Annotated in this window: 20 protein-coding genes and 6 tRNA genes; 17 read left to right on the top strand and 9 right to left on the bottom strand. The window is 55.2% G+C overall.

The features are described 5' to 3' along the window. Positions 1-27 precede the first annotated feature (27 nt). The 4 genes from ybeY to JQC75_RS13380 all read right to left on the bottom strand — a co-directional run bounded on the left by ybeY (position 28) and on the right by JQC75_RS13380 (position 3,596). Positions 28-489 carry an rRNA maturation RNase YbeY gene (gene ybeY, locus JQC75_RS13395; RefSeq protein WP_203324560.1) on the bottom strand — a complete coding sequence of 154 codons (462 nt, stop codon included), beginning with the start codon at positions 487-489 and terminating at the stop codon, positions 28-30. Continuing rightward, positions 479-1,549 carry a PhoH family protein gene (locus JQC75_RS13390; RefSeq protein WP_203324559.1) on the bottom strand — a complete coding sequence of 357 codons (1,071 nt, stop codon included), beginning with the start codon at positions 1,547-1,549 and terminating at the stop codon, positions 479-481. Before JQC75_RS13390 ends, ybeY begins: the two co-directional genes overlap by 11 nt. 148 nt (positions 1,550-1,697) lie before the next feature. Continuing rightward, on the bottom strand, positions 1,698-3,122 hold the full coding sequence (gene miaB, locus JQC75_RS13385; RefSeq protein WP_203324558.1) for a tRNA (N6-isopentenyl adenosine(37)-C2)-methylthiotransferase MiaB: 1,425 nt from the start codon (positions 3,120-3,122) through the stop codon (positions 1,698-1,700). Positions 3,123-3,296: 174 nt separating this feature from the next. Further along, positions 3,297-3,596, bottom strand: coding sequence for a hypothetical protein (locus JQC75_RS13380; protein WP_203324557.1), 300 nt, complete (start codon positions 3,594-3,596; stop codon positions 3,297-3,299). A gap of 196 nt (positions 3,597-3,792) precedes the next feature. Here JQC75_RS13380 and JQC75_RS13375 point away from each other — a divergent pair, with 196 nt between their 5' ends. The 9 genes from JQC75_RS13375 to JQC75_RS13335 all read left to right on the top strand — a co-directional run bounded on the left by JQC75_RS13375 (position 3,793) and on the right by JQC75_RS13335 (position 7,676). Next, positions 3,793-4,974: an FAD-dependent oxidoreductase gene (locus tag JQC75_RS13375; protein WP_203327227.1), complete on the top strand. Its 1,182-nt coding sequence runs from the start codon at positions 3,793-3,795 to the stop codon at positions 4,972-4,974. A gap of 211 nt (positions 4,975-5,185) precedes the next feature. Next, positions 5,186-5,773, top strand: coding sequence for an aminoacyl-tRNA hydrolase (pth, locus tag JQC75_RS13370; protein WP_203324556.1), 588 nt, complete (start codon positions 5,186-5,188; stop codon positions 5,771-5,773). A gap of 37 nt (positions 5,774-5,810) precedes the next feature. After that, positions 5,811-6,902 (top strand): redox-regulated ATPase YchF, encoded by a 1,092-nt coding sequence (gene ychF, locus JQC75_RS13365; protein ID WP_203324555.1) that lies wholly within the window; start codon positions 5,811-5,813, stop codon positions 6,900-6,902. Between the two features lie 174 nt (positions 6,903-7,076). After that, positions 7,077-7,153: transfer RNA gene (locus tag JQC75_RS13360), tRNA-Met, on the top strand. 29 nt (positions 7,154-7,182) lie between these two features. Next, a tRNA-Leu gene (locus tag JQC75_RS13355) sits at positions 7,183-7,267 on the top strand. A 39-nt stretch (positions 7,268-7,306) separates the two neighbouring features. Beyond that, positions 7,307-7,381, top strand: a tRNA-Gln gene (locus JQC75_RS13350). Positions 7,382-7,404: 23 nt separating this feature from the next. Next, positions 7,405-7,479, top strand: a tRNA-Gln gene (locus tag JQC75_RS13345). Position 7,480: 1 nt separating this feature from the next. Next, positions 7,481-7,557: transfer RNA gene (locus tag JQC75_RS13340), tRNA-Met, on the top strand. Between the two features lie 44 nt (positions 7,558-7,601). Beyond that, a tRNA-Gln gene (locus tag JQC75_RS13335) sits at positions 7,602-7,676 on the top strand. 419 nt (positions 7,677-8,095) lie between these two features. Here JQC75_RS13335 and JQC75_RS13330 read toward each other — a convergent pair. From JQC75_RS13330 to lolB, 3 genes are all read right to left on the bottom strand, one after another. Next, positions 8,096-9,043 (bottom strand): ribose-phosphate pyrophosphokinase, encoded by a 948-nt coding sequence (locus tag JQC75_RS13330; protein ID WP_011760679.1) that lies wholly within the window; start codon positions 9,041-9,043, stop codon positions 8,096-8,098. Between the two features lie 79 nt (positions 9,044-9,122). Beyond that, positions 9,123-9,971 (bottom strand): 4-(cytidine 5'-diphospho)-2-C-methyl-D-erythritol kinase, encoded by an 849-nt coding sequence (gene ispE / locus JQC75_RS13325; RefSeq protein ID WP_203324554.1) that lies wholly within the window; start codon positions 9,969-9,971, stop codon positions 9,123-9,125. Beyond that, the gene (gene lolB, locus JQC75_RS13320) at positions 9,971-10,594 is read right to left on the bottom strand and encodes a lipoprotein insertase outer membrane protein LolB (protein WP_203324553.1); all 624 of its coding nucleotides are present in this window, start codon (positions 10,592-10,594) and stop codon (positions 9,971-9,973) included. The genes ispE and lolB overlap by 1 nt, the downstream gene beginning before the upstream one ends. Before the next feature lie 229 nt (positions 10,595-10,823). Between lolB and hemA the strand changes: the two genes are divergently transcribed. From hemA to JQC75_RS13280, 8 genes are all read left to right on the top strand, one after another. Further along, a complete protein-coding gene (hemA, locus tag JQC75_RS13315) occupies positions 10,824-12,074 on the top strand; it encodes a glutamyl-tRNA reductase (RefSeq protein ID WP_203324552.1) in 1,251 nt (416 codons plus the stop codon). A 16-nt stretch (positions 12,075-12,090) separates the two neighbouring features. Continuing rightward, positions 12,091-13,182, top strand: coding sequence for a peptide chain release factor 1 (gene prfA / locus JQC75_RS13310; protein WP_203324551.1), 1,092 nt, complete (start codon positions 12,091-12,093; stop codon positions 13,180-13,182). 3 nt (positions 13,183-13,185) lie between these two features. Continuing rightward, positions 13,186-14,043, top strand: coding sequence for a peptide chain release factor N(5)-glutamine methyltransferase (prmC, locus tag JQC75_RS13305; RefSeq protein ID WP_203324550.1), 858 nt, complete (start codon positions 13,186-13,188; stop codon positions 14,041-14,043). A 152-nt stretch (positions 14,044-14,195) separates the two neighbouring features. Further along, positions 14,196-14,594 carry a SirB2 family protein gene (locus tag JQC75_RS13300; protein ID WP_203324549.1) on the top strand — a complete coding sequence of 133 codons (399 nt, stop codon included), beginning with the start codon at positions 14,196-14,198 and terminating at the stop codon, positions 14,592-14,594. Further along, complete coding sequence (locus tag JQC75_RS13295; RefSeq protein WP_203324548.1) at positions 14,591-15,379, top strand: transglutaminase family protein; 789 nt, start codon at positions 14,591-14,593, stop codon at positions 15,377-15,379. The genes JQC75_RS13300 and JQC75_RS13295 overlap by 4 nt, the downstream gene beginning before the upstream one ends. 48 nt (positions 15,380-15,427) lie before the next feature. Continuing rightward, a complete protein-coding gene (locus tag JQC75_RS13290; RefSeq protein WP_011760671.1) occupies positions 15,428-16,666 on the top strand; it encodes a DUF819 family protein in 1,239 nt (412 codons plus the stop codon). A gap of 45 nt (positions 16,667-16,711) precedes the next feature. Continuing rightward, positions 16,712-17,560: a 3-deoxy-8-phosphooctulonate synthase gene (gene kdsA, locus JQC75_RS13285; protein ID WP_203324547.1), complete on the top strand. Its 849-nt coding sequence runs from the start codon at positions 16,712-16,714 to the stop codon at positions 17,558-17,560. A gap of 90 nt (positions 17,561-17,650) precedes the next feature. After that, positions 17,651-18,526 carry a DMT family transporter gene (locus JQC75_RS13280; protein WP_203324546.1) on the top strand — a complete coding sequence of 292 codons (876 nt, stop codon included), beginning with the start codon at positions 17,651-17,653 and terminating at the stop codon, positions 18,524-18,526. A 27-nt stretch (positions 18,527-18,553) separates the two neighbouring features. Here the strand turns inward: JQC75_RS13280 and JQC75_RS13275 are convergent, their stop codons facing one another. Beyond that, positions 18,554-19,456 (bottom strand): ketopantoate reductase family protein, encoded by a 903-nt coding sequence (locus JQC75_RS13275; protein ID WP_203324545.1) that lies wholly within the window; start codon positions 19,454-19,456, stop codon positions 18,554-18,556. After that, positions 19,453-19,815: a VanZ family protein gene (locus JQC75_RS13270; protein WP_380796523.1), complete on the bottom strand. Its 363-nt coding sequence runs from the start codon at positions 19,813-19,815 to the stop codon at positions 19,453-19,455. The genes JQC75_RS13275 and JQC75_RS13270 overlap by 4 nt, the downstream gene beginning before the upstream one ends. Positions 19,816-19,946: the final 131 nt, after the last annotated feature.

Raw genomic sequence — 19,946 nt, 5'->3', positions numbered from 1 at the left:
GATTTTCACGGCTCATTAAAAAGCCGATTATTGCTCCTTATAGGGATCGGGGTAACCGAGGCCGGTCAGAAGCGTGGTTTCCAGCGCTTCCATTTCTTCAGCTTCGGCGTCTTCAATATGGTCATAACCTAGCAGATGCAGGCAACCATGTACAACCATGTGAGCCCAGTGGGCCTCTAAGGCCTTTTGCTGCTCAAGGGCCTCATTTTCAACGACAGACGCGCAAATGACAAGATCCCCAAGCAGCGGCAGCTCCATTCCGGGAGGCGCCTCAAAGGGGAACGACAGCACATTGGTGGGTTTGTCCTTGCCGCGGTAGTCGCGGTTAAGCTGCTGACTCTCAGCGGCATCCACAATGCGAATGGTCAGCTCGGCTTCATCGAGGGTGTCGCCGAGGGCGACCCGAACCCAGGTTTCAAACTCTGTTTCCGAAGGCAAATTACCTGGGTTAACAGCAAATTGCAGATCCAATGCCAGTTCAAGCGCCATGGGGCTCTCCTTCGGCAGTGTCTGCCTGTGGGCTGTCTGCCAGGCGGTACTGACTGTCGTGTCGACCCTTGCCGGCTTGCTGTTTGGCTTCGAACTCTTCATATGCCTCAACGATGCGGGCCACTACGGGGTGGCGTACCACGTCTTTGGACTGGAAAAAGTTAAAGCTGATTTCATTCACATCCCCCAGCACTTCGATGGCATGGCGCAAACCGGACTTTTGATGCTTGGGCAAGTCAATCTGGGTGATATCGCCGGTTATCACGGCCTTGGAGTTAAAGCCGATACGGGTGAGGAACATTTTCATTTGTTCCACCGTGGTGTTTTGGCTCTCGTCCAGAATAATAAAAGCATCGTTCAGGGTGCGGCCACGCATGTAGGCCAGCGGCGCGATTTCAATCACGCTGCGCTCAATCAGGCGTTCAACCTTTTCAAAGCCGAGCATTTCAAACAGGGCATCGTAAAGCGGGCGCAGATAAGGGTCGACTTTCTGGCTCAAATCACCGGGCAAAAAGCCCAGTTTCTCACCGGCTTCCACGGCAGGGCGGGTCAGCAGAATGCGACGGATTTCCTGGCGCTCCAGCGCATCCACGGCGGCGGCCACGGCAAGATAGGTTTTGCCGGTCCCGGCGGGGCCAATGCCAAAGGTGATATCGTGGCGCACTATGTTGACCACATACTGGCTCTGATTGGGATTGCGCGGCTTAATCACCCCGCGGCGGGTCTTGATGTAGTGCTCTTTCAGATCCTCGTGCTCGTCTTCGGCTTCGAGGGCGATGGCTTCCTGAATGGCAATATGCACCTGCTCCGGTTCCAGGTCTGGGGTGCTGCCCTTCACAGGTGCGGTTTCCACGTACAGGGATTTGAGCAGGTTATTGGCTGTCAGGCAGTTGCGTGGCTGGCCAACGATCTGAAAATGGTTGTTGCGGTAGCTGATTTCAACACCGATACGGCGCTCGAGCTGTTTGATGTTGTCATCAAAGGGACCACAGAGGGAGGCCAGGCGGCGGCTGTCTGCGGGCTCCAGATAGAGGTTCATGGTGGTGAGTTTACTGGCCAATCAATACTCCGGCGTCAATATCCATCCTGTTGAGCAAATGCCCAACGCCTATAGCTGAAATATACTGCGTTTCGCTGCTTTGATGCAAAGCTGTGTACTGCCTGAAAACAACAAGGGCGACCCGCGTCGCCCTTGTAAGTATGTGCCATCAGGGCTTGAAATGGGTCACACCCAAGTCGTCTGCCTTCTGATGCTTGGCGAGGATGTCCTCCGGGCGCAGACTCTTGCGCAGGTCCATCTCGTCTTCGCCGCGGATAAACTTGCCGCGCAGGGAGTTGGGGAACACGTCCACAATTTCTACATCCACGAAGGTACCTATGTGTTTGTGCAGACCTTCGAAGTTCACCACCCGGTTGGTTTCGGTGCGGCCACGCAGCTCCATTGGGTTCTTCACCGAGGGGCCTTCCACCAGAATGCGCTGCACTGTGCCCATCATCTGGCGGCTGTAGCGCATGGCCTGCTGGTTGATAAGCTCCTGCAAATCGGCCAGACGCTGCTTTTTCTCTTCCATATCCACATCGTCCGGCAGATCGGCCGCCGGCGTGCCCGGGCGGGCACTGTAGATAAAGCTGAAACTCATGTCGAAGTTTACGTCTTCAATCAGCTTCATGGTGTCCTGGAAATCCTGGGCGGTTTCGCCGGGGAAACCCACGATAAAATCGGAGCTGATTTGAATGTCAGGACGGGCCTTGCGCAGGCGGCGGATAATCGACTTGTACTCGATGGCCATGTGGCCGCGCTTCATGGCGGTGAGAATACGGTCGGAACCGGACTGCACCGGCAGGTGCAGGAAGCTCACCAGCTCTGGGGTATCTTCGTAAACGTCGATGATATCCTGAGTAAATTCAATGGGGTGGCTGGTGGTAAAGCGCAGACGGTCGATACCGTCGATGGCGGCAACATAACGCAGCAGCTCAGCGAAGGTACAGATTTCGCCGTCGTGCTTGGCGCCGCGGTAGGCATTCACGTTCTGACCGAGCAGGTTTACTTCTCGCACGCCCTGCTCCGCGAGCTGGGCGATTTCGAGGATGATGTCATCCATCGGACGGCTCACTTCCTCACCGCGGGTGTAAGGCACCACGCAGAAAGAGCAGTACTTGCTACAGCCTTCCATGATGGACACAAAGGCGGTTGGGCCTTCGGCACGGGGCTCGGGCAGGCGGTCGAACTTCTCAATTTCCGGGAAGGACACGTCAATCACCGCCTTTTCGCCGGCGCGAACCTGGTCAATCATTTCCGGCAGGCGATGCAGGGTCTGAGGGCCAAAGATGATGTCCACGCACTGGGCGCGGTCTTTGATGGCCTTGCCTTCCTGAGACGCCACGCAACCGCCCACACCAATGATGAGGTTGGGTTTTTTGTCTTTCAGGGTTTTCCAGCGACCCAGCTGATGAAACACCTTCTCCTGCGCCTTCTCACGAATTGAGCAGGTGTTCAGCAGCAATATGTCTGCCTCCTCGGCCTCTTCGGTCAAGGTGTAGCCCTGATATTCGCCCAGCAGATCGGCCATCTTGGATGAGTCGTACTCATTCATCTGACAGCCCCAGGTTTTGATATGGAGTTTTTTACTCATCGGTTTGCGTCGCTCTTGAAACCACATAAAAAATAGCGCGACATTTTACCCATTGAAACCCATCGTGGCTAGGGTTGGCCTGCAATAATCGGAGTATTTTTTAGCCAAGGCCCAAGGCGACTTCATCCGTATCCTGGTGCCGAGCCAATACCCTTTTAATCGCTAAGGTCAAAATTATCTCGGCGCACTGACTGATAGTTTGGGGGCTTCAACAGATTGAGAACGATGAACGAGCAGGTTATCGGCTTGGGCAAATCGTGTAGCCATTTGTCTGAGTTGAGATTTGGCGTCGAGCTGTATCCCTTCATGCACTTCCAGCTGAAAATAGCCCAGCATTTCCGCCTTTTGTTGATATAGGGCATAATCCACAGGGCTTCGATAGATTACCGTCATGGTTTCCATGGGGGTGGCGAGGGCGGTGGTGCCCAGTAAGGTGAAGCCCAGCAGGCTGCTGGTTATGAGTAACGTTTTCATAGTCTACCTCTCGATGCTTTCATAAAATGCCGATACTGGCGGGAACTCAACTGTGGCTGCTTGAGTGTAGGTGTTACTTTTTGATGGCTGCCGTGGCCTTTGTAACCAGGTGTGGCCAAACCCACAGTTAGAAACAATTGCACACTAATGGGCACAGGAATTTACAAACGGCGGAGGTTTAGCTTCTTTGACTGAGATGATTGAACAGGATGTAGTGGTAGTGGGTGGTGGCATGGTAGGGGCAGCCCTGGCCGCAGGCCTTGGCCGCGCCGGATTGTCAGTAACTGTGCTTGAAAACCAGGTGCCACAGGCGTTTGAAGCGAGTCAGCCGCTGGATGTCAGAGTATCGGCCCTGAGTGTGGCGAGCGAGGCGCTGCTTACGCGCCTTCATGCCTGGGAAGGGATAATATCAAGGCGCGCTGTGCCTTACCTTGGGCTTGAAACCTGGGAAGTGGAATCCTGCATCACCCGTTTTCATGCCAGCCAAATCGGCGCTGACCACCTGGGACACATAGTCGAGAACCGGGTGGTACAGCTGGCGCTCTGGGACGCACTGTCGACGCTGGATTCAGTCACCATTAAGTCACCCGTCAACGTCACGGGCTTTGAACGCCTCGTGGATGAGGATGCGATTTGTGTCGCCCTCGACTCAGGGGAACGCATCAAAGCAAGATTGCTGGTGGGCGCGGACGGGGCCAATTCCCTGGTGCGTGCTTTTGCCCACATCGGGGTGACGGGGTGGGACTATGCCCAGTCGGCCATGCTTATCAATATCGCCACCGCCTGCGAACAGCAGGATGTGACCTGGCAGCAGTTTACGCCCCAGGGTCCCCGTTCACTGCTGCCGCTTCCGGGCAAAAATGCCTCTCTCGTATGGTATGACGATGCGGCAACCATAGCCCGGCTGGCAAAACTGAGCCACAGCGAGTTGGCAGACTCAATCCGGTCCCATTTCCCAGCCCGTCTTGACCCGGATTTTCGGGTATTGGACAAGGGCTACTTCAAGCTGACCCGCCGCCACGCTCAGCGTTATTTCGATGCCAATCTGGTGCTCCTCGGTGATGCTGCCCATACCATAAATCCCCTGGCTGGCCAGGGGGTTAACCTGGGCTTTAAAGACGTTGATGTGCTGCTGGATGAAATTGTCAGCGCACTTAAACAGGGCGAACGCTGGCACGCGAAACCGGTTTTGGAGCGTTATCAGCACCGGCGCTGGCGCGACAATCAGCTGATGATGTCCACCATGGATGCCTTCTATGCCTCGTTCAGTAACGACTTACTGCCCGTTAAGTTGCTGCGTAATGCGGCGCTGCGACTGGCCAATGTGGATGGGCCTGTCAAACGTCAGGTACTCAAATATGCCATGGGGCTGAAATAGCACCCTCAGGTATCAATCAAGGCGCCCCGGGGCGCCTTGGTGTTAATGCCACTCACAAGCCCAGGTTCCTTTCCTTCATTGCCTCTCTCCCTTTGTTGCGCCTTTTATTTGTTGGGACGTGCAATTGGGTGCTAAAATGCGCCGTTTTCAACACCAGTGCCCGGGTTTTGGCCTAGTCTGAAACGGGTTCGGGACAAGAGTTCTGTTTTCCATGTGCGATATTAAACTGATTGTGGGCCTGGCCAATCCAGGGGCGGAATACGCTCAAACCCGCCATAATGCGGGTGCCTGGTATGTTGAGGAGCTGGCCCGCATCGCCAATGTGAGTCTGGCGCCGGATCCCAAGTATTTCGGTTTAACGGCAAGGGCAATTCTCTGTGGTAAGGATGTGCGTTTGCTCATCCCCTCAACCTTTATGAACTTAAGTGGCAAGTCGGTGGCGGCATTGGCGAATTTTTTCCGCATCGAACCGGAGCAAATTCTGGTGGCCCATGACGAGCTGGACATGGAGCCCGGTGTGGCCAGGTTCAAGTTGGGTGGTGGGCACGGTGGCCACAATGGTCTGAAAGACATCATTGCCAAGATGGGCAATAACAAAAACTTCTATCGCTTGCGGATAGGCATTGGCCATCCCGGCGACAAAAACAAGGTCAGCGGGTATGTGCTGGGTAAGGCACCCGCGACCGAACAGGAAAAGATGAATGCGGCTATCGATGAAGCCGTGCGCAGCACTGAAGTCCTGTTCAAGCAAGACATGACCAAGGCAATGCACAGATTGCATTCCTTCAAGGCCGAATAATCAGTTAAGCAAGTAAGTCAAATAAAGGGTTATAGCTATGGGTTTTAAATGTGGCATCGTTGGTCTGCCCAACGTTGGTAAATCAACGCTCTTCAACGCGCTGACCAAGGCCGGTATTGAAGCGGCAAACTTTCCGTTTTGTACCATCGAGCCAAACACCGGCGTAGTGCCAATGCCAGACCCACGTTTGGACGAATTGGCTGCCATTGTTAAGCCTGAGCGCGTTATCCCGACGTCCATGGAGTTTGTGGACATCGCCGGTCTGGTGGCCGGTGCCTCCAAGGGCGAGGGCCTGGGCAACAAGTTTTTGGCCAACATCCGTGAAACCGAAGCTATCGGCCATGTGGTGCGCTGCTTTGAGAACGAAAACATTGTGCACGTGGCTAACCGCGTTGACCCGGCCGGCGACATTGAAGTCATCAACACCGAGCTGGCGCTGGCAGACCTCGACAGCGTTGAGCGTGCCATTGTGCGTCAGCAAAAGCGCGCTAAAGGCGGCGACAAAGAAGCCAAGTTCGAAGTGGATGTGCTTGAAAAGCTGCGCCCCGTGCTGGATGAAGGCAAGATGCTGCGCTCTTTGGAACTGTCCAAGGAAGAGCTGGCAGCCGTGGCTTATCTGAACCTGCTGACCCTGAAGCCGACCATGTACATCGCCAACGTGTCGGAAGACGGCTTTGAAAACAACCCGCACCTGGACGCTGTGCGTGCCATTGCCGCCAAAGAAAACGCGGTGGTCGTGCCTGTTTGCGCCGCTATCGAATCTGAGCTGGCCGAGATGGATATCGAAGAGCGCGACGAGTTCATGGCGGACCTCGGCCTGACTGAGCCGGGTCTTGACCGTGTTATCCGCGCCGGTTATGAGCTTTTGAACCTGCAAACTTACTTCACCGCCGGTGTGAAAGAAGTACGTGCCTGGACTGTGCCAGTGGGCGCCAGCGCACCTCAGGCTGCCGGCAAAATTCACACCGACTTCGAGCGGGGCTTTATCCGTGCCCAGGTGATCTCCTACGAAGACTTTATTAACTTCAAGGGTGAGCAGGGTGCCAAAGAAGCAGGCAAAATGCGTGTGGAAGGTAAAACCTACATCGTTAAAGACGGCGATGTGATGCACTTCCTGTTCAACGTCTAAGCCATTGGTCGGGCGGGAAACAGGCTTTTTTGCTTATCTGTTACCCGCTTTGATGAAGGATTAGGCGAACGGTATCTTTGGGGTGAAATGTGCTAAAAAAGCTGTTGACCTGTCTTCGGTGAATCAGCATAATACGCCCCGTTCCTCGCCAAGAGGGATGCGAGAAATCGTAGTGGCTATGTAGCTCAGCTGGTTAGAGCACAGCACTCATAATGCTGGGGTCGCAGGTTCAAGTCCCGCCATAGCTACCATCTTCTCAGGATGTAAAATTGAGACCGGAGCGGGAGTGGTGAAATTGGTAGACACGCCAGATTTAGGTTCTGGTGCCGCAAGGTGTGAGAGTTCAAGTCTCTCCTCCCGTACCATGAACTAAGCTTTCGCTTAGTCGGAGAAGTAAGTGCTGTTGGGGTGTCGCCAAGCGGTAAGGCACCGGGTTTTGATCCCGGCATACCTAGGTTCGAATCCTAGCACCCCAGCCATCTCTCCATCCTCCGAAAAAAATTGGGGTGTCGCCAAGCGGTAAGGCACCGGGTTTTGATCCCGGCATACCTAGGTTCGAATCCTAGCACCCCAGCCATGGCTACGTAGCTCAGCTGGTTAGAGCACAGCACTCATAATGCTGGGGTCGCAGGTTCAAGTCCCGCCGTAGCTACCATATTCTCGAAGAGTCCGCTGAATCCGGATTTTTTGAACCCAGATTGGGGTGTCGCCAAGCGGTAAGGCACCGGGTTTTGATCCCGGCATACCTAGGTTCGAATCCTAGCACCCCAGCCATACATGAAGCCCGTCCAATGGACGGGCTTTTTGTTTTGTCATTTTTGATTCTGCGTCGATTCTCCCGTGTAGTCTGGTCCGCTGCCCTGAAGATACCCGGCAGTATGCCAATGCTGTGCGTCGGCCGTTTTCGGTCTCTGTGGTGCCTTGTATATGGCTGTCTTAAGGAGATGCTCTCATGGCGCGTGCAGAGGCTGGACAAGTGCCTTTTCATTAAGAAGGTGCAGGAGCTGTAAAAGACACAGGCACGTCCTATTTCAAGTGAAAAGCAGGGTTCAAGTGAAAAGTAGGGTTCAAGGGAAAAGCAAACACGGATCAGGGCGAGAAATGGTACAGGCATAAAAAAACGCACCCCTGAGGATGCGTTTTTTGCCATGGGCAGACAGCTGGTACCGGCTTGTTAACCGGCACCCGGGCTATCAGTGCTGGAACATGGCAGAGATAGACTCTTCGTTGCTCACGCGGCGGATGGCCTCGGCAAGCAGGGCAGACATGGTCAGCTGGCTGACTTTACCAACTTTCATCATCTCTTCGCTCAGTGGCACTGTGTCGGTCACAATCACTTCATCAATCACAGAGTTCTTGATGTTTTCAGCGGCCTTGCCGGAGAACACGGGGTGAGTGGCGTAGGCGAATACGCGGTTGGCACCATGTTCTTTCAGGGCTTCGGCGGCTTTACACAGGGTGCCACCGGTATCGATCATGTCGTCAACGATGATGCAGTCACGGCCTTCAACGTCACCGATAATGTGCATTACCTGGGCCACGTTGGCCTGCGGGCGACGCTTGTCGATGATGGCGAGATCAGAATCATTCAGCAGCTTGGCCACGGCGCGAGCACGTACAACGCCACCGATGTCCGGAGACACAACCACTGGATTGTCCAGCTTCTTGGCAACCATGTCTTCCAGCAGCACTGGGCTACCGAACACGTTGTCTACTGGTACGTCGAAGAAGCCCTGGATCTGCTCGGCGTGCAGGTCACAGGTCAGTACCCGGTCAACACCTACGCTGGACAGGAAGTCGGCAACCACTTTGGCGGTGATAGGCACACGGGCAGAGCGCACACGGCGGTCCTGACGGGCATAACCGAAGTAAGGGATGACGGCGGTGATACGACCGGCTGAGGCGCGGCGCAGGGCATCGACCATCACAATGAGTTCCATCAGGTTGTCATTGGTGGGGGCGCAAGTGGATTGAATGATGAAAACATCAGCACCACGTACATTTTCGTTGATCTGGACACTGATTTCACCGTCACTGAAACGGCCTACCTCAGCCTCTCCAAGTTTGCAAAATAAACGGTCGGCAATCTTTTTCGCGAGACTGGGGGTAGCATTCCCAGCAAAGAGCTTGATGTCGGGCACTGTATGAACCTCAGGCGTTTGCTTGATATTTTAGTGTAGCTGCTGCCGCGCGTTCCCTGGCGTGCAGCGCAGAAGTAGTTTAAAGCTGAGCGAGTCTCAACTCCAACGGCGAACGATTCAGTCCTTTCGCAACAAAGCCCTGCATATCAGATGGCTTTTGAGCCAACGCCTCCAGCGCGGCCTGCTGCGAGCCGAATTCCCCGAACACGCATGCACCGGTTCCGGTCATTCTGGACGGCGCATATTCTACCAGCCAGCTTAAGGCATTGGCAACTTGGGGGTATTTGGCACACACCAGAGCCTCACAATCATTCGCCCACTGTTCAGGGCTGAGTGAGGCCATGTCCAGCTTGGGCGTATTCCTTGGTAAATCAGGGTGCTGAAATACCTCGGCAGTAGAAACATGGGCGTCTGGTACCAGCACCAGATACCAGGGCTCGGCGACGTCCACTGGTTGCAGCTTTTCACCAACACCTTCGGCAAAAGCCGCGATTCCGTTAATAAAAACAGGTACATCAGCGCCAAGGGTTAAGCCGATATCCATCAGGGCTTTTTTATCCAAATTCAGCTGCCACAGGGCATTGAGTGCCACCAGTGTGGTGGCGGCATCCGATGAACCCCCGCCAAGTCCGCCTCCCATGGGCAGGCGTTTGTCGAGCCAGATCTCGGCGCCCCGGGTGCAACCTGTGACGTTCTGCAAAGATTTTGCGGCTTTCAGAATTAAGTTATCGCTGTCGGCGACAACATGACCGAGATTGGAGTGCAGCTTCAGCTCAGGGGTGTTCAGCACTTTAAAATCCAGCCAGTCGCCATGGTCGATAAACTGAAACAGGGTTTGCAGCTCATGGTAGCCATTGGGTAAACGGCCATTGATGTGCAAAAACAGATTGAGTTTTGCCGGTGCAGGCCAGGCGAGGGATACAGGCATTATTGGGCTCCTTTCGAACCATGGGCACTGGCCAGTGCCTGCCATTCATTGGTTTGTAGCTTGATAGACGCGCTGGCGTGTTTGAGATCCAGCGTGCGTGGCACAGATGCACCGCTTTGAGTCTGCCAGCTGCTAATGCTGATGCTCCACAGGCCATCGGCGCTGATGATGGTCTTGGGGCGATTGAGAGCATCGTACTCGACTTCGTCACCCGCCATGGGCTGGCCGGTTATCCAGTAGGGCAGGGCATCGATGGGCAGAGTAAAGCCACTCAAGCCATCGAGCAGCCGCTGCGGGCTCGGGTCTGAATAACTCTTGCCATCCACTTCAAGGGTGGCACCATCCCGGTTTTGGGTCAGCAGCAGCACAGTGGTGCCCAGCATGCTGGTGAGTCTGAGTTCGGCATTGTCAGGGGTATTCAGCCAGAAGAGGTTGGCCGAAACCTTGTCGCCATTGGTGCGAATGAGCAGCTTGCCTTTAAGCTCCCAGGCCTTGGCATCGCTGGCACTTTGGACGCTGACAGGCTGCAGCGCCACCGTTGGCGTCAGGCTGCAACCACTGAGCAGAAGAAGGCTTGTGAGACCGGCAAGAGTGAATTTTGTGAATCGGCGCAAGTTAATCATCTATGACTGAATTAAATAAGTCCTTATGATACGAGGGCTTTAAAAATTATACCAATGGCCTTACCCGCTTTTTGGCTGCGGACGGTTTTCGCCCCCGCATTGATGGAAAAAGTGGATAACAACAGAGATCTTTATTCGGTTTTGTTAAGCCTATTCTGTTTTTAATGGCCCCAATTCAGTAGAATGGCGTAATTCAAACAAGCGCCGCACAGGATCCAGAAAGAGTCAGATGAGCCTTGTAGCAATCGGGATAAACCATAAAACGGCCACCGTCGATCTTCGCGAAAAGGTCGCCTTCTCCCCGGACAAAATCCATGATGCGATGCGAAGCCTCGCCTGTACCACCTCATCCAATGAGGCGGTGATTGTCTCTACCTGTAACCGCACCGAACTATACTGCAATAACGCCCGTGCCGAGGAAGTCATCCATTGGCTGGAGAGTTATCACAACCTGAGCCATGACGAGCTGATGCCCTGTGTGTATCACCATGAAGGGCAGGAAGCGGTGCGGCACTTGATGCGGGTAGCCTCGGGGCTGGACTCGCTGGTATTGGGCGAGCCGCAAATTCTTGGTCAGGTGAAGCAGTCTTTTGCCAAGGCTAAAGAAGCCGGCACTGTGGCAGTCACCCTCGATCGCCTCTTCCAAAGTACCTTCTCGGTGGCCAAGAAAGTCCGAACCGAAACCGAAATCGGTACTGCTGCCGTGTCTGTGGCTTTTGCTGCCGTCAGCATGGCCAAACACATCTTTTCTTCACTGGCATCCACCCAGGTGTTGCTGATTGGTGCCGGTGAAACCATAGAGCTGGTGGCAAGGCACCTGAAAGAAAACGGCGTGTCTTCCATGGTGGTGGCCAACCGCACCGTGGAGCGAGCCCAGGCCATGTGCGAAGAGTTTGGCGCCACCGCTATTACGCTCTCACAAATACCGGATTTTCTCCCAAAGGCTGATATCGTGATATCCTCTACCGCCAGCCCGCTGCCCATTCTTGGCAAGGGCATGGTAGAAAAGGCACTCAAGCAGCGTCGACATCAACCTATGTTATTGGTTGATATAGCAGTTCCCCGTGATATTGAGGCAGAAGTCGGTGAACTCGACGATGCCTTCCTGTACACGGTCGACGATCTGCAGAGCATCATCGAACAGAATATGGCCTCCCGTAAGGAGGCGGCCGAGCAAGCCGAAGTGATAGCCCAGGAGCAATCTTTCCTGTTTATGGATTGGATCCGCTCACTGGAGTCGGTAGACAGTATTCGCGAATATCGCACTGCCAGTATGGCAATCAAAGATGAATTGGTAGAACGGGCCCTCAATAAGCTGGCGCAGGGCGCCGATGGCGAGCAGGTTATTCTGGAGCTTGCCAATAAGCTGACCAATCGATTGATCCATGCGCCGACTCAGGCCCTGACGACTGCCAGTCGTCAGGGGGACCTCAATACTCTGGGGCAACTTCGGACCGCGCTCGGCCTGGATAAACACTGAGACTTTTGAGAGTTAAATGAAGGAATCCGTCATCCGCAAGCTGGAAGGCTTGCTCGAGCGCAACGAAGAAGTATTGGCGCTGCTCAGCGACGCCAGCATCATTTCCGATCAGGACCGTTTTCGCGCCCTGTCCAAAGAATATGCCCAGCTTGAAGACGTGGTAAAAGGCTTCAAGGCTTATCAGCAGGCGGTAGCCGACCTGGAAACCGCCAAAGAAATGCTGGAAGAGGACGACCCTGAGCTCAAAGAAATGGCCCAGGAAGAAATCAAATCTGCCAAAGCCAGCCTGGAACTGCTCGAAGCCGAGCTGCAAATCCTGCTGCTGCCCAAAGACCCCAACGACGAAGCCAACGCCTTTGTTGAAATCCGTGCCGGCGCCGGCGGTGACGAAGCCGCCATTTTTGCCGGCGACTTGTTCCGCATGTACAGCCGTTATGCGGAAACCCAGCGCTGGCAGGTGGAAATCATGAGCGCCAACGAAGGCGAACATGGTGGCTACAAAGAAGTGATCGCCCGTTTCAGCGGCGATGGCGTATACGGCAAACTCAAATTCGAGTCCGGTGGCCACCGGGTGCAAAGGGTGCCCGAAACCGAATCCCAGGGCCGGGTACATACCTCGGCCTGTACCGTGGCGGTGTTGCACGAAGTGCCCGAAGCAGAAGCTATCGAAATTAATCCATCTGAGCTGCGTATCGACACCTTCCGCGCCTCGGGCGCCGGTGGTCAGCACGTGAACAAAACCGACTCGGCCATCCGTATCACTCACTTGCCCACGGGCACTGTGGTGGAGTGTCAGGACGAGCGCTCGCAGCACAAAAACAAGGCCCGAGCCATGTCTGTGCTGGTAGCCCGTTTGCAGGCGGCCGAAGATGAGAAACGCCGCAGCGCCGAAGCCACCACCCGCCGCAATCTGGTGGGCAGCGGCGATCGCTCTGAACGTATCCGCACTTACAACTTCCCTCAGGGACGGGTGAGCGACCACCGTATCAACCTGACTCTGTACCGCCTGAATGAGGTGATGGAAGGGGATTTGAACGCCCTTATCGAACCCATAGTACAGGAACACCAGGCCGATCTGTTGGCGGCTCTGGCGGATGAGCAGGGGTAAACCTTGGCAGCCCAATCCACCATAGGCGAAGCCTTACAATGGGGTTTCAGCACTCTGGCCTCCAGCAGCGAGTCTGCCAACCTGGATGCCGAGGTGTTGCTTCAGCATTGCCTGGGTAAAAATCGCACCTTCCTGTACACCTGGCCCGAACGGCCGCTGACCATCGAGCAGTGGAAACACTTCGAGCAGCTGGTGAGCCGCCGCGCCAAAGGTGTGCCTGTGGCGCACATTCTCGGCGAGCGGGAGTTTTGGTCACTGAAATTTTTGGTGAATGAAACCACCCTTATTCCACGGCCTGACACCGAGATGTTGGTGGAGACGGCGCTCAATCTGCCGCTGCCGGATAACGCCAGGGTGCTGGATATGGGCACGGGCACAGGCGCCATTGCTCTGGCGCTGGCAAGTGAGCGCCCCAACTGGCGCATTACGGCGCTGGATAAGGTGGATGATGCAGTCGCCCTTGCCAAGGCCAATCGTGAGCAACTGGGTTTAACCCAGGTGGAAATCCTCCAGAGCGATTGGTTCAGCGCGGTGAAGGATGACGATTTTGACCTGATTGTTTCCAATCCGCCTTATATCGATGAGCACGATGAGCATTTGGCGATGGGGGATGTGCGTTTTGAGCCTTTGAGCGCGCTCACCGCCGCCGACGAAGGCTACGCAGACCTGAACCATATCGCCAAGCATGCCCGGGAACACCTGAATGTGGGCGGGTATCTGCTGCTTGAACACGGCTTTGCCCAGGCGCTGAAACTGAGGGAAACCCTGATATCTCTCGGGTATGACAAGGTCGCCACCGTGCGGGACTTTGGCTCCAACGATCGCTGCACCCTTGGGTTGTGGCATGGTGAGGATGCCTGAGGCCACTTTGGGCCCCCTTATTGAGAGCAACATTAGCCAAGGCCTGCCCAGGTGAGGGCAGCATTGGTAAGGGCTTAAGGATTCGGGTACACTAGCGCCTTTGTTTTTCGGGCATTTAGTTTCAGGACTCTTTTACAAAAGGCAGCCAGGCTATGGAATCCATCAACAACCTCTATCCCGTTTTCAAGCATCTGCACCTTACGCTGGTGGCAATCAGTGTGATCTTTTTTGTGGTGCGTTTCGTGCTCAAATTAAGAGAATCTGCCCTGCTGCAGAAAAAGGTCATGCGCATTGCGCCTCACATCATAGATACCTGTCTTTTGCTCTCGGGTCTGCTGATGTGTTTCCTTATCAAACAGTATCCCTTCGTTGACCCTTGGTTGACCGAGAAAATCCTGGCTGTGGTTGCCTATATTCTGCTCGCCATCATGGCGATGAAGTCCAACCGCAATAAGTTTTTCCGCTTTTTTGCCTTCCTTGGCGCCATCGCCTGGGTCGTGTATGCGGCCAAAATCGCCGTCTTTAAACAGGCCATAATGCTGGCATCATGAGTGAATTTTCCTTAGCAGACGGTGTTTCCCTGCCGGAGACGCCGCTGGATGTACTTGCGCATTTGGGGCTCGCGGACCGGCAAAAAGCCGAGTGGGCCTGGCTTGAAATCGCCGGTGGTGTGCTCAGCCATTATTTGGTGGACCGGGATGCCAGACTCAAGGCATTGCTTAGCTGGTTTTACCGGGATCTGGGCTTTCGAGCCAAGGATGACTACTTCAGCCTTGAGGCGGCGAGTCTGGCACACACCCTGATGTTTCGTCAGGGAAACAGTACCACGCTGGCCACAGTGTTGATGCTGCTCGCCAAGCAACTGGATTTGCCACTTGAACCCATTTTATTGCCCGGCCATACCCTCCTTTGCATGAGGGACGGGAAGAAAAAACTGTTAATCGACCCGCTCAGTGGCGAGATTATCGACCGCAAACGGGTACATGCGCTGGTGCGTGGCGAGCTGGGTAACTGGGCGCCAATGAAGCCGGCCTATGTGAAGCCTTCCGGAGTAAAGGCGCTCATTGGCCGTATGTTGGGTGAGCTTAAGGCGGGTGCCATAGTGCAGCAGCGCTTTGATGTGGCACTGGCCTGCAGCAATATGCTGCTCGACTGGCATCCCGACGACACCATGCTCATTCGTGAACGGGCCTTTATTGCCCAGCAGCTGGGTGCCATTCGGGCGGCAGAAGCCGACCTCAGGCAGTTTATCGACTTAAGCCCCCACGATCCTGTCGTGGAGCTGGTGAAGATGCAGCTGCGCGAGCTGGGTGAGCATCACGAAATCCTGCATTAACAACCGCATACCTTACAAAATAATAAACACTTTCAGGGGGAAGAAAGGATGACAACGGCGCCATTGGTTACCAACGACGCAACTGTACTGGGTTTTTTGGCCATTATTTTGGGATTTGTGTTTTACACCCACAGCCACCCCAGCTGGCAAAAATTCTATAAATTTGTCCCGGCGTTGCTGCTGTGCTACTTCCTGCCCTCGCTGCTCAACACCTTCGGCATAGTCGATGGCCACAGCTCGCAGCTGTATTTTGTTGCCACCCGTTATCTGCTGCCTGCCTGTTTGGTATTGCTGATTTTGTCGGTGGATCTCAAGGCCATTATGGGGCTTGGGCCAAAAGCGGTGGTGATGTTCCTCTGCGGCACCCTGGGGATTGTGATTGGTGGTCCGGTGGCGCTGCTTCTGGTGTCGGCCATTGACCCCTCCCTGACCAACGATATGGGGCCGGATTCTGTATGGCGTGGCATGACTACGCTAGCCGGCAGCTGGATTGGCGGCGGTGCCAACCAGGCGGCCATGAAAGAAATCTATGAGGTGGGCGGCAGTGTGTTTTCGGTGATGATCACCGTCGACGTGATTGTGGCCAACGTGTGGATGGCGGTACTGCTATTTATGGCCTCCCGCGCCAAAGAAATCGATGCCAAAACCGGCGCCGATACCAGTGCCATCGAGGCGCTTAAAGAGAAGGTTGAAAAGTACAAGGCGGAAAATGAGCGTAACCCCAGCCTGACCGATTTGATGCTTATTCTGGCGGTGGGCTTTGGTGTCACAGGTTTTGCCCATATCGCAGCGGATTTCCTGGCTCCCTTCTTTTCCGAGCACTTCCCCTGGACCAAACAGTACAGCCTGACTTCCGGCTTCTTCTGGCTGGTGGTGTTGGTGACGACTGCCGGTCTGGCGCTGTCCTTTACCCCGCTGCGTCATCTGGAAGCGGCAGGTGCCTCCAAGGTGGCGTCATCCTTCCTGTATGTGCTGGTGGCTACCATTGGCCTGCACATGGACGTGAGTGAAATCCTCAAGACGCCGATTTACTTCCTGCTTGGCATTACCTGGATGCTGGTGCACGCGGGCTTTATGCTGCTGGTGGCCAAGCTTATCAAGGCGCCGCTGTTTTATATGGCGGTCGGCAGCCAGGCTAACGTGGGCGGCGCCGCATCCGCCCCGGTTGTGGCCGCGGCCTTCCACCCGTCTTTGGCTCCGGTAGGTGTGCTTTTGGCCGTGTTCGGTTATGCTTTGGGCACTTATATGGCCTGGCTCTGTGGCCAACTGTTGCAGCTAGTGGGCTGATTTTTCCACCGGCGCCTGCGCCGGTTTATTCTTTGAGAGGCTTAGATGAGTATCAAGACAATCCAACTTGGCGATATCACCATTGCCAATGACAAGCCCTTTGTTCTCTTTGGCGGCATGAACGTGCTTGAGTCACGGGATCTGGCCATGAGGATTGCCGAGCAGTATGTGGAAGTGACCCAAAAGCTCGGGATCCCATACGTGTTCAAGGCCTCTTTCGACAAGGCCAACCGTTCATCCATCAATTCCTACCGCGGTCCGGGGATGGAAGAAGGCCTGAAGATATTCCAGGAAATCAAAGATACCTTCAATGTGCCACTCATCACCGACGTGCACGAGCCTTATCAGTGTGCCCCCGTTGCCGAAGTGGTGGACATCATTCAGCTGCCGGCCTTCCTCGCGCGCCAGACTGACTTGGTGATTGCCATGGCCAGGACAGGAGCCATCATCAACGTGAAGAAGCCACAGTTTCTGGCACCCCACGAGATGCGCCACATCGTGAAGAAATTCAACGAGGCCGGTAACGACGAGATCATCCTGTGTGAGCGTGGCAGCTGCTTTGGTTACAACAACCTGGTGGTGGACATGCTGGGCATGGATGAGATGAAGCAAAGTGGTTATCCGGTGATTTTCGATGCGACCCACGCGCTGCAGCGCCCCGGTGGCCGTGAAGATTCTGCCGGTGGTCGCCGCGCCCAGGCAACCGAGCTTGCCCGCAGCGGTATGGCGCTGGGTCTGGCCGGTCTCTTTATCGAAGCGCATCCGGATCCCGACAACGCCAAGTGCGACGGCCCCTGCGCCCTACCATTGCATCAACTGGAAGCTTATCTGGCCCAGATGAAAGCCGTGGATGATTTGGTGAAATCTTTTCCTGCTCTGGACACCAGCAAGTAAATCACAGCGCCAATTGGCTGTGATATGCTCAAACGCCCGGCTCTGCCGGGCGTTTTTTGTTCTGGGGAATTGAGATCAGGGAGAGTTTGTATGTGGGTGCTGTTCACCCTGATGGCGGCCTTTATGCAGGCCTGGCGCAACGCCTTTCAAAGTGAGCTCAGCCGCGATGTGGGCGTGCTTGGGGTGACCCTGGCGCGCTTTCTCTATGCAGGTCCGTTGGCTGCACTGTATCTGGCCGGGTTATACCTGTGGCAGGATGCGGCCATTCCCACCTTCGGCGCGGATGCGCTGGGGTTTATTCTCGGGGCGGCGCTGATGCAAATTCTCGCTACTGCCTTAATGGTGAAGCTGTTTCAGCTTAAAAACTTTGCCATTGGCGCCGGGCTTGCCAAGAGCGAGGCGCTGGTAGCGGCCATACTTGGGGTGGCCTTCTTTGGTACCAGCCTGTCGCTCTTTGGCTGGCTTGGGGTGATTGTGGGCACTGTGGCGGTGTTTATGCTCTCAAGCAAGGGCGGGCTCAGTACCCTGTCGCCCAAAACCTTGCTGCTGGGGCTTGCCAGCGGCAGTGCCTTTGCGCTGACGTCCCTCTGGGTACGTGAAGCAAGCCTCTGCCTCGATGTGCCTTTCCCCCATAGAGCCGCCTGGGTGCTCTTGCTGGTTATTCTGATCCAAACGGTGATTTTGCTGCTGTGGCTGCTGATAAGAAAGCCTGATGAGCTTAAGGCCATGATGGTAAGAAACCGGCTGACGTTGGCTATCAGTGTCAGCAGTTGCCTGGGGTCCATTGGCTGGTTCTCGGCCATGTCGCTTACCGCCGTCCCCTATGTGAAAACCCTGGGGCAGGTGGAAATCTTCTTTATGATGCTTGTGTCAAGCTGGTATCTGAAGCAAAAAGTGCAGGTGAGGGACATGGCCGCGCTGGTGCTGATTGCGCTTGCCGCCATCATGGTGATGTGGCCTCAATGATGTGGCCGCAATAACTGGAGGCGTGGCTTAAAAGCGTCGCTCCAGGGCGTGAATGGCATCGACCAGCGCTTTATTGGTTGGCGTGGCAACGCCGTGGCGATTGCCAAGGCTCACCAGATAGCCATTGATGGCATCAATCTCGGTTTTGCGCCTATGGTCCACATCCTGCCTCATTGAGGAGCGATTGGATGCGGTAAGGCGAATGACCTCATACACACGGGCAGACAAGCTCTCTTCCTGTAACGCCATGCCCTGAGTCCTGGCGACCTCAACCAGTTCCCTCAGCACCGCGGCAATAGTCGCTTGGTAGGCATCATCTGCCAGCTCCCCATTACAGACGCCGTGAATGGCGGTGAGGGGATTGATACAGGCATTGACGGCGAGCTTTTGCCACAGGGCTGGCAGTATGGCCTCGACCCACTCGCTGCCGGGAATGGCACTGAGCAGCGAGGCTTTAAGCTCTGGCGCCATGGCGGGCCCCATGCAATGACCAAATTGCGTGAGACCACTGCCGGTTTGTTTTAGGTCGTATTTGCTTAGGCGCAGCGCTCCCTGGCTGGTGGTGCCAAGGGTCAAGCCCCGGCCATTTAACATGGCAGCGACCTGCTCGTGGGGGCCGAGGCCATTATGCAGCAATAACAGGTGGCAGTGCGGTGATAATTCGGGGAGCACCCGGGTCACGGCTTCAACTACCTGATAGGCCTTTACGGTAACGATAAGGAGGTCAAGTTTGCCAAGTGGGGGGGAATTGTACTCGGGCTTGGTGAAGCGCAGCGTGCTTGGGTTACCGTTTAAGTCCATAAGGGTGAGCAGTTCGCTGATGGCATGCAACTGCCGGTCAATCAGCATGGGCAAGGTGCCCGATGCCGCCAACTGATGCCCTATCAACTGGCCAACGGCGCCAGCACCCAGGATGCCTATTTGGCTCATACGCCCTCAAGCCTCGAGGCGCGAAGATACTTGCGGTACAGCCAGGCAGTGAGGAAGAAGGCGGCCACACCGGCAAGATCGGCGGCGATATCGCCCCAGGAGGCGGAGCGGTAGGGCAGGCGCGACTGGATGACTTCAATCAAACCGGCGTACGCGGCCAGAGCCAGCAACATGATGTACCAGCGTGGTTTGAACGCCAGTTGGGTGAGCCAGGCCAAACCAAAGAAAGTGCCGAAATGCCCCACCTTGTCCAGGTGAGGAATAGACTGGGTATAGCTGGGTTTGGAAAAGACCAGATAGCTGGTGATACACAGGGCTATCACCAAAATGACTTTGAACAGAAACTGCCGATTCTTCACGCGGAACTTTCGTTGGTAGACATAGGCGCCCATGATAGGGAAATGTACAGCCAAAGTCACTCACCGGCCTGTAAAACTCTGTGTCTTCACCGATGGACTTGGGGCTTCACCTGTGCTGGCCGGATCGTTAC

Origin of the sequence: Shewanella litorisediminis, assembly GCF_016834455.1 — a bacterium.
GTDB classification, from domain to species: Bacteria; Pseudomonadota; Gammaproteobacteria; order Enterobacterales; family Shewanellaceae; genus Shewanella; species Shewanella litorisediminis.
Note: the sequence above shows the minus strand (reverse complement) of the source record. Positions and strands in the feature narration are given on the sequence as shown.

What these genes read in the sequence shown, in the direction of transcription:
- JQC75_RS13295 (WP_203324548.1), top strand. Translation starts at nt 14,591, where the DNA reads ATGAGTGAATTTTCCTTAGCAGACGGTGTTTCCCTGCCGGAGACGCCG.
- lolB (WP_203324553.1), bottom strand. Translation starts at nt 10,594, where the DNA reads ATGATTAACTTGCGCCGATTCACAAAATTCACTCTTGCCGGTCTCACA.
- ychF (WP_203324555.1), top strand. Translation starts at nt 5,811, where the DNA reads ATGGGTTTTAAATGTGGCATCGTTGGTCTGCCCAACGTTGGTAAATCA.
- pth (WP_203324556.1), top strand. Translation starts at nt 5,186, where the DNA reads ATGTGCGATATTAAACTGATTGTGGGCCTGGCCAATCCAGGGGCGGAA.
- miaB (WP_203324558.1), bottom strand. Translation starts at nt 3,122, where the DNA reads ATGAGTAAAAAACTCCATATCAAAACCTGGGGCTGTCAGATGAATGAG.
- hemA (WP_203324552.1), top strand. Translation starts at nt 10,824, where the DNA reads ATGAGCCTTGTAGCAATCGGGATAAACCATAAAACGGCCACCGTCGAT.
- JQC75_RS13280 (WP_203324546.1), top strand. Translation starts at nt 17,651, where the DNA reads ATGTGGGTGCTGTTCACCCTGATGGCGGCCTTTATGCAGGCCTGGCGC.
- JQC75_RS13290 (WP_011760671.1), top strand. Translation starts at nt 15,428, where the DNA reads ATGACAACGGCGCCATTGGTTACCAACGACGCAACTGTACTGGGTTTT.
- JQC75_RS13275 (WP_203324545.1), bottom strand. Translation starts at nt 19,456, where the DNA reads ATGAGCCAAATAGGCATCCTGGGTGCTGGCGCCGTTGGCCAGTTGATA.
- ybeY (WP_203324560.1), bottom strand. Translation starts at nt 489, where the DNA reads ATGGCGCTTGAACTGGCATTGGATCTGCAATTTGCTGTTAACCCAGGT.
- JQC75_RS13300 (WP_203324549.1), top strand. Translation starts at nt 14,196, where the DNA reads ATGGAATCCATCAACAACCTCTATCCCGTTTTCAAGCATCTGCACCTT.
- ispE (WP_203324554.1), bottom strand. Translation starts at nt 9,971, where the DNA reads ATGCCTGTATCCCTCGCCTGGCCTGCACCGGCAAAACTCAATCTGTTT.
- JQC75_RS13380 (WP_203324557.1), bottom strand. Translation starts at nt 3,596, where the DNA reads ATGAAAACGTTACTCATAACCAGCAGCCTGCTGGGCTTCACCTTACTG.
- JQC75_RS13375 (WP_203327227.1), top strand. Translation starts at nt 3,793, where the DNA reads ATGATTGAACAGGATGTAGTGGTAGTGGGTGGTGGCATGGTAGGGGCA.
- prfA (WP_203324551.1), top strand. Translation starts at nt 12,091, where the DNA reads ATGAAGGAATCCGTCATCCGCAAGCTGGAAGGCTTGCTCGAGCGCAAC.
- kdsA (WP_203324547.1), top strand. Translation starts at nt 16,712, where the DNA reads ATGAGTATCAAGACAATCCAACTTGGCGATATCACCATTGCCAATGAC.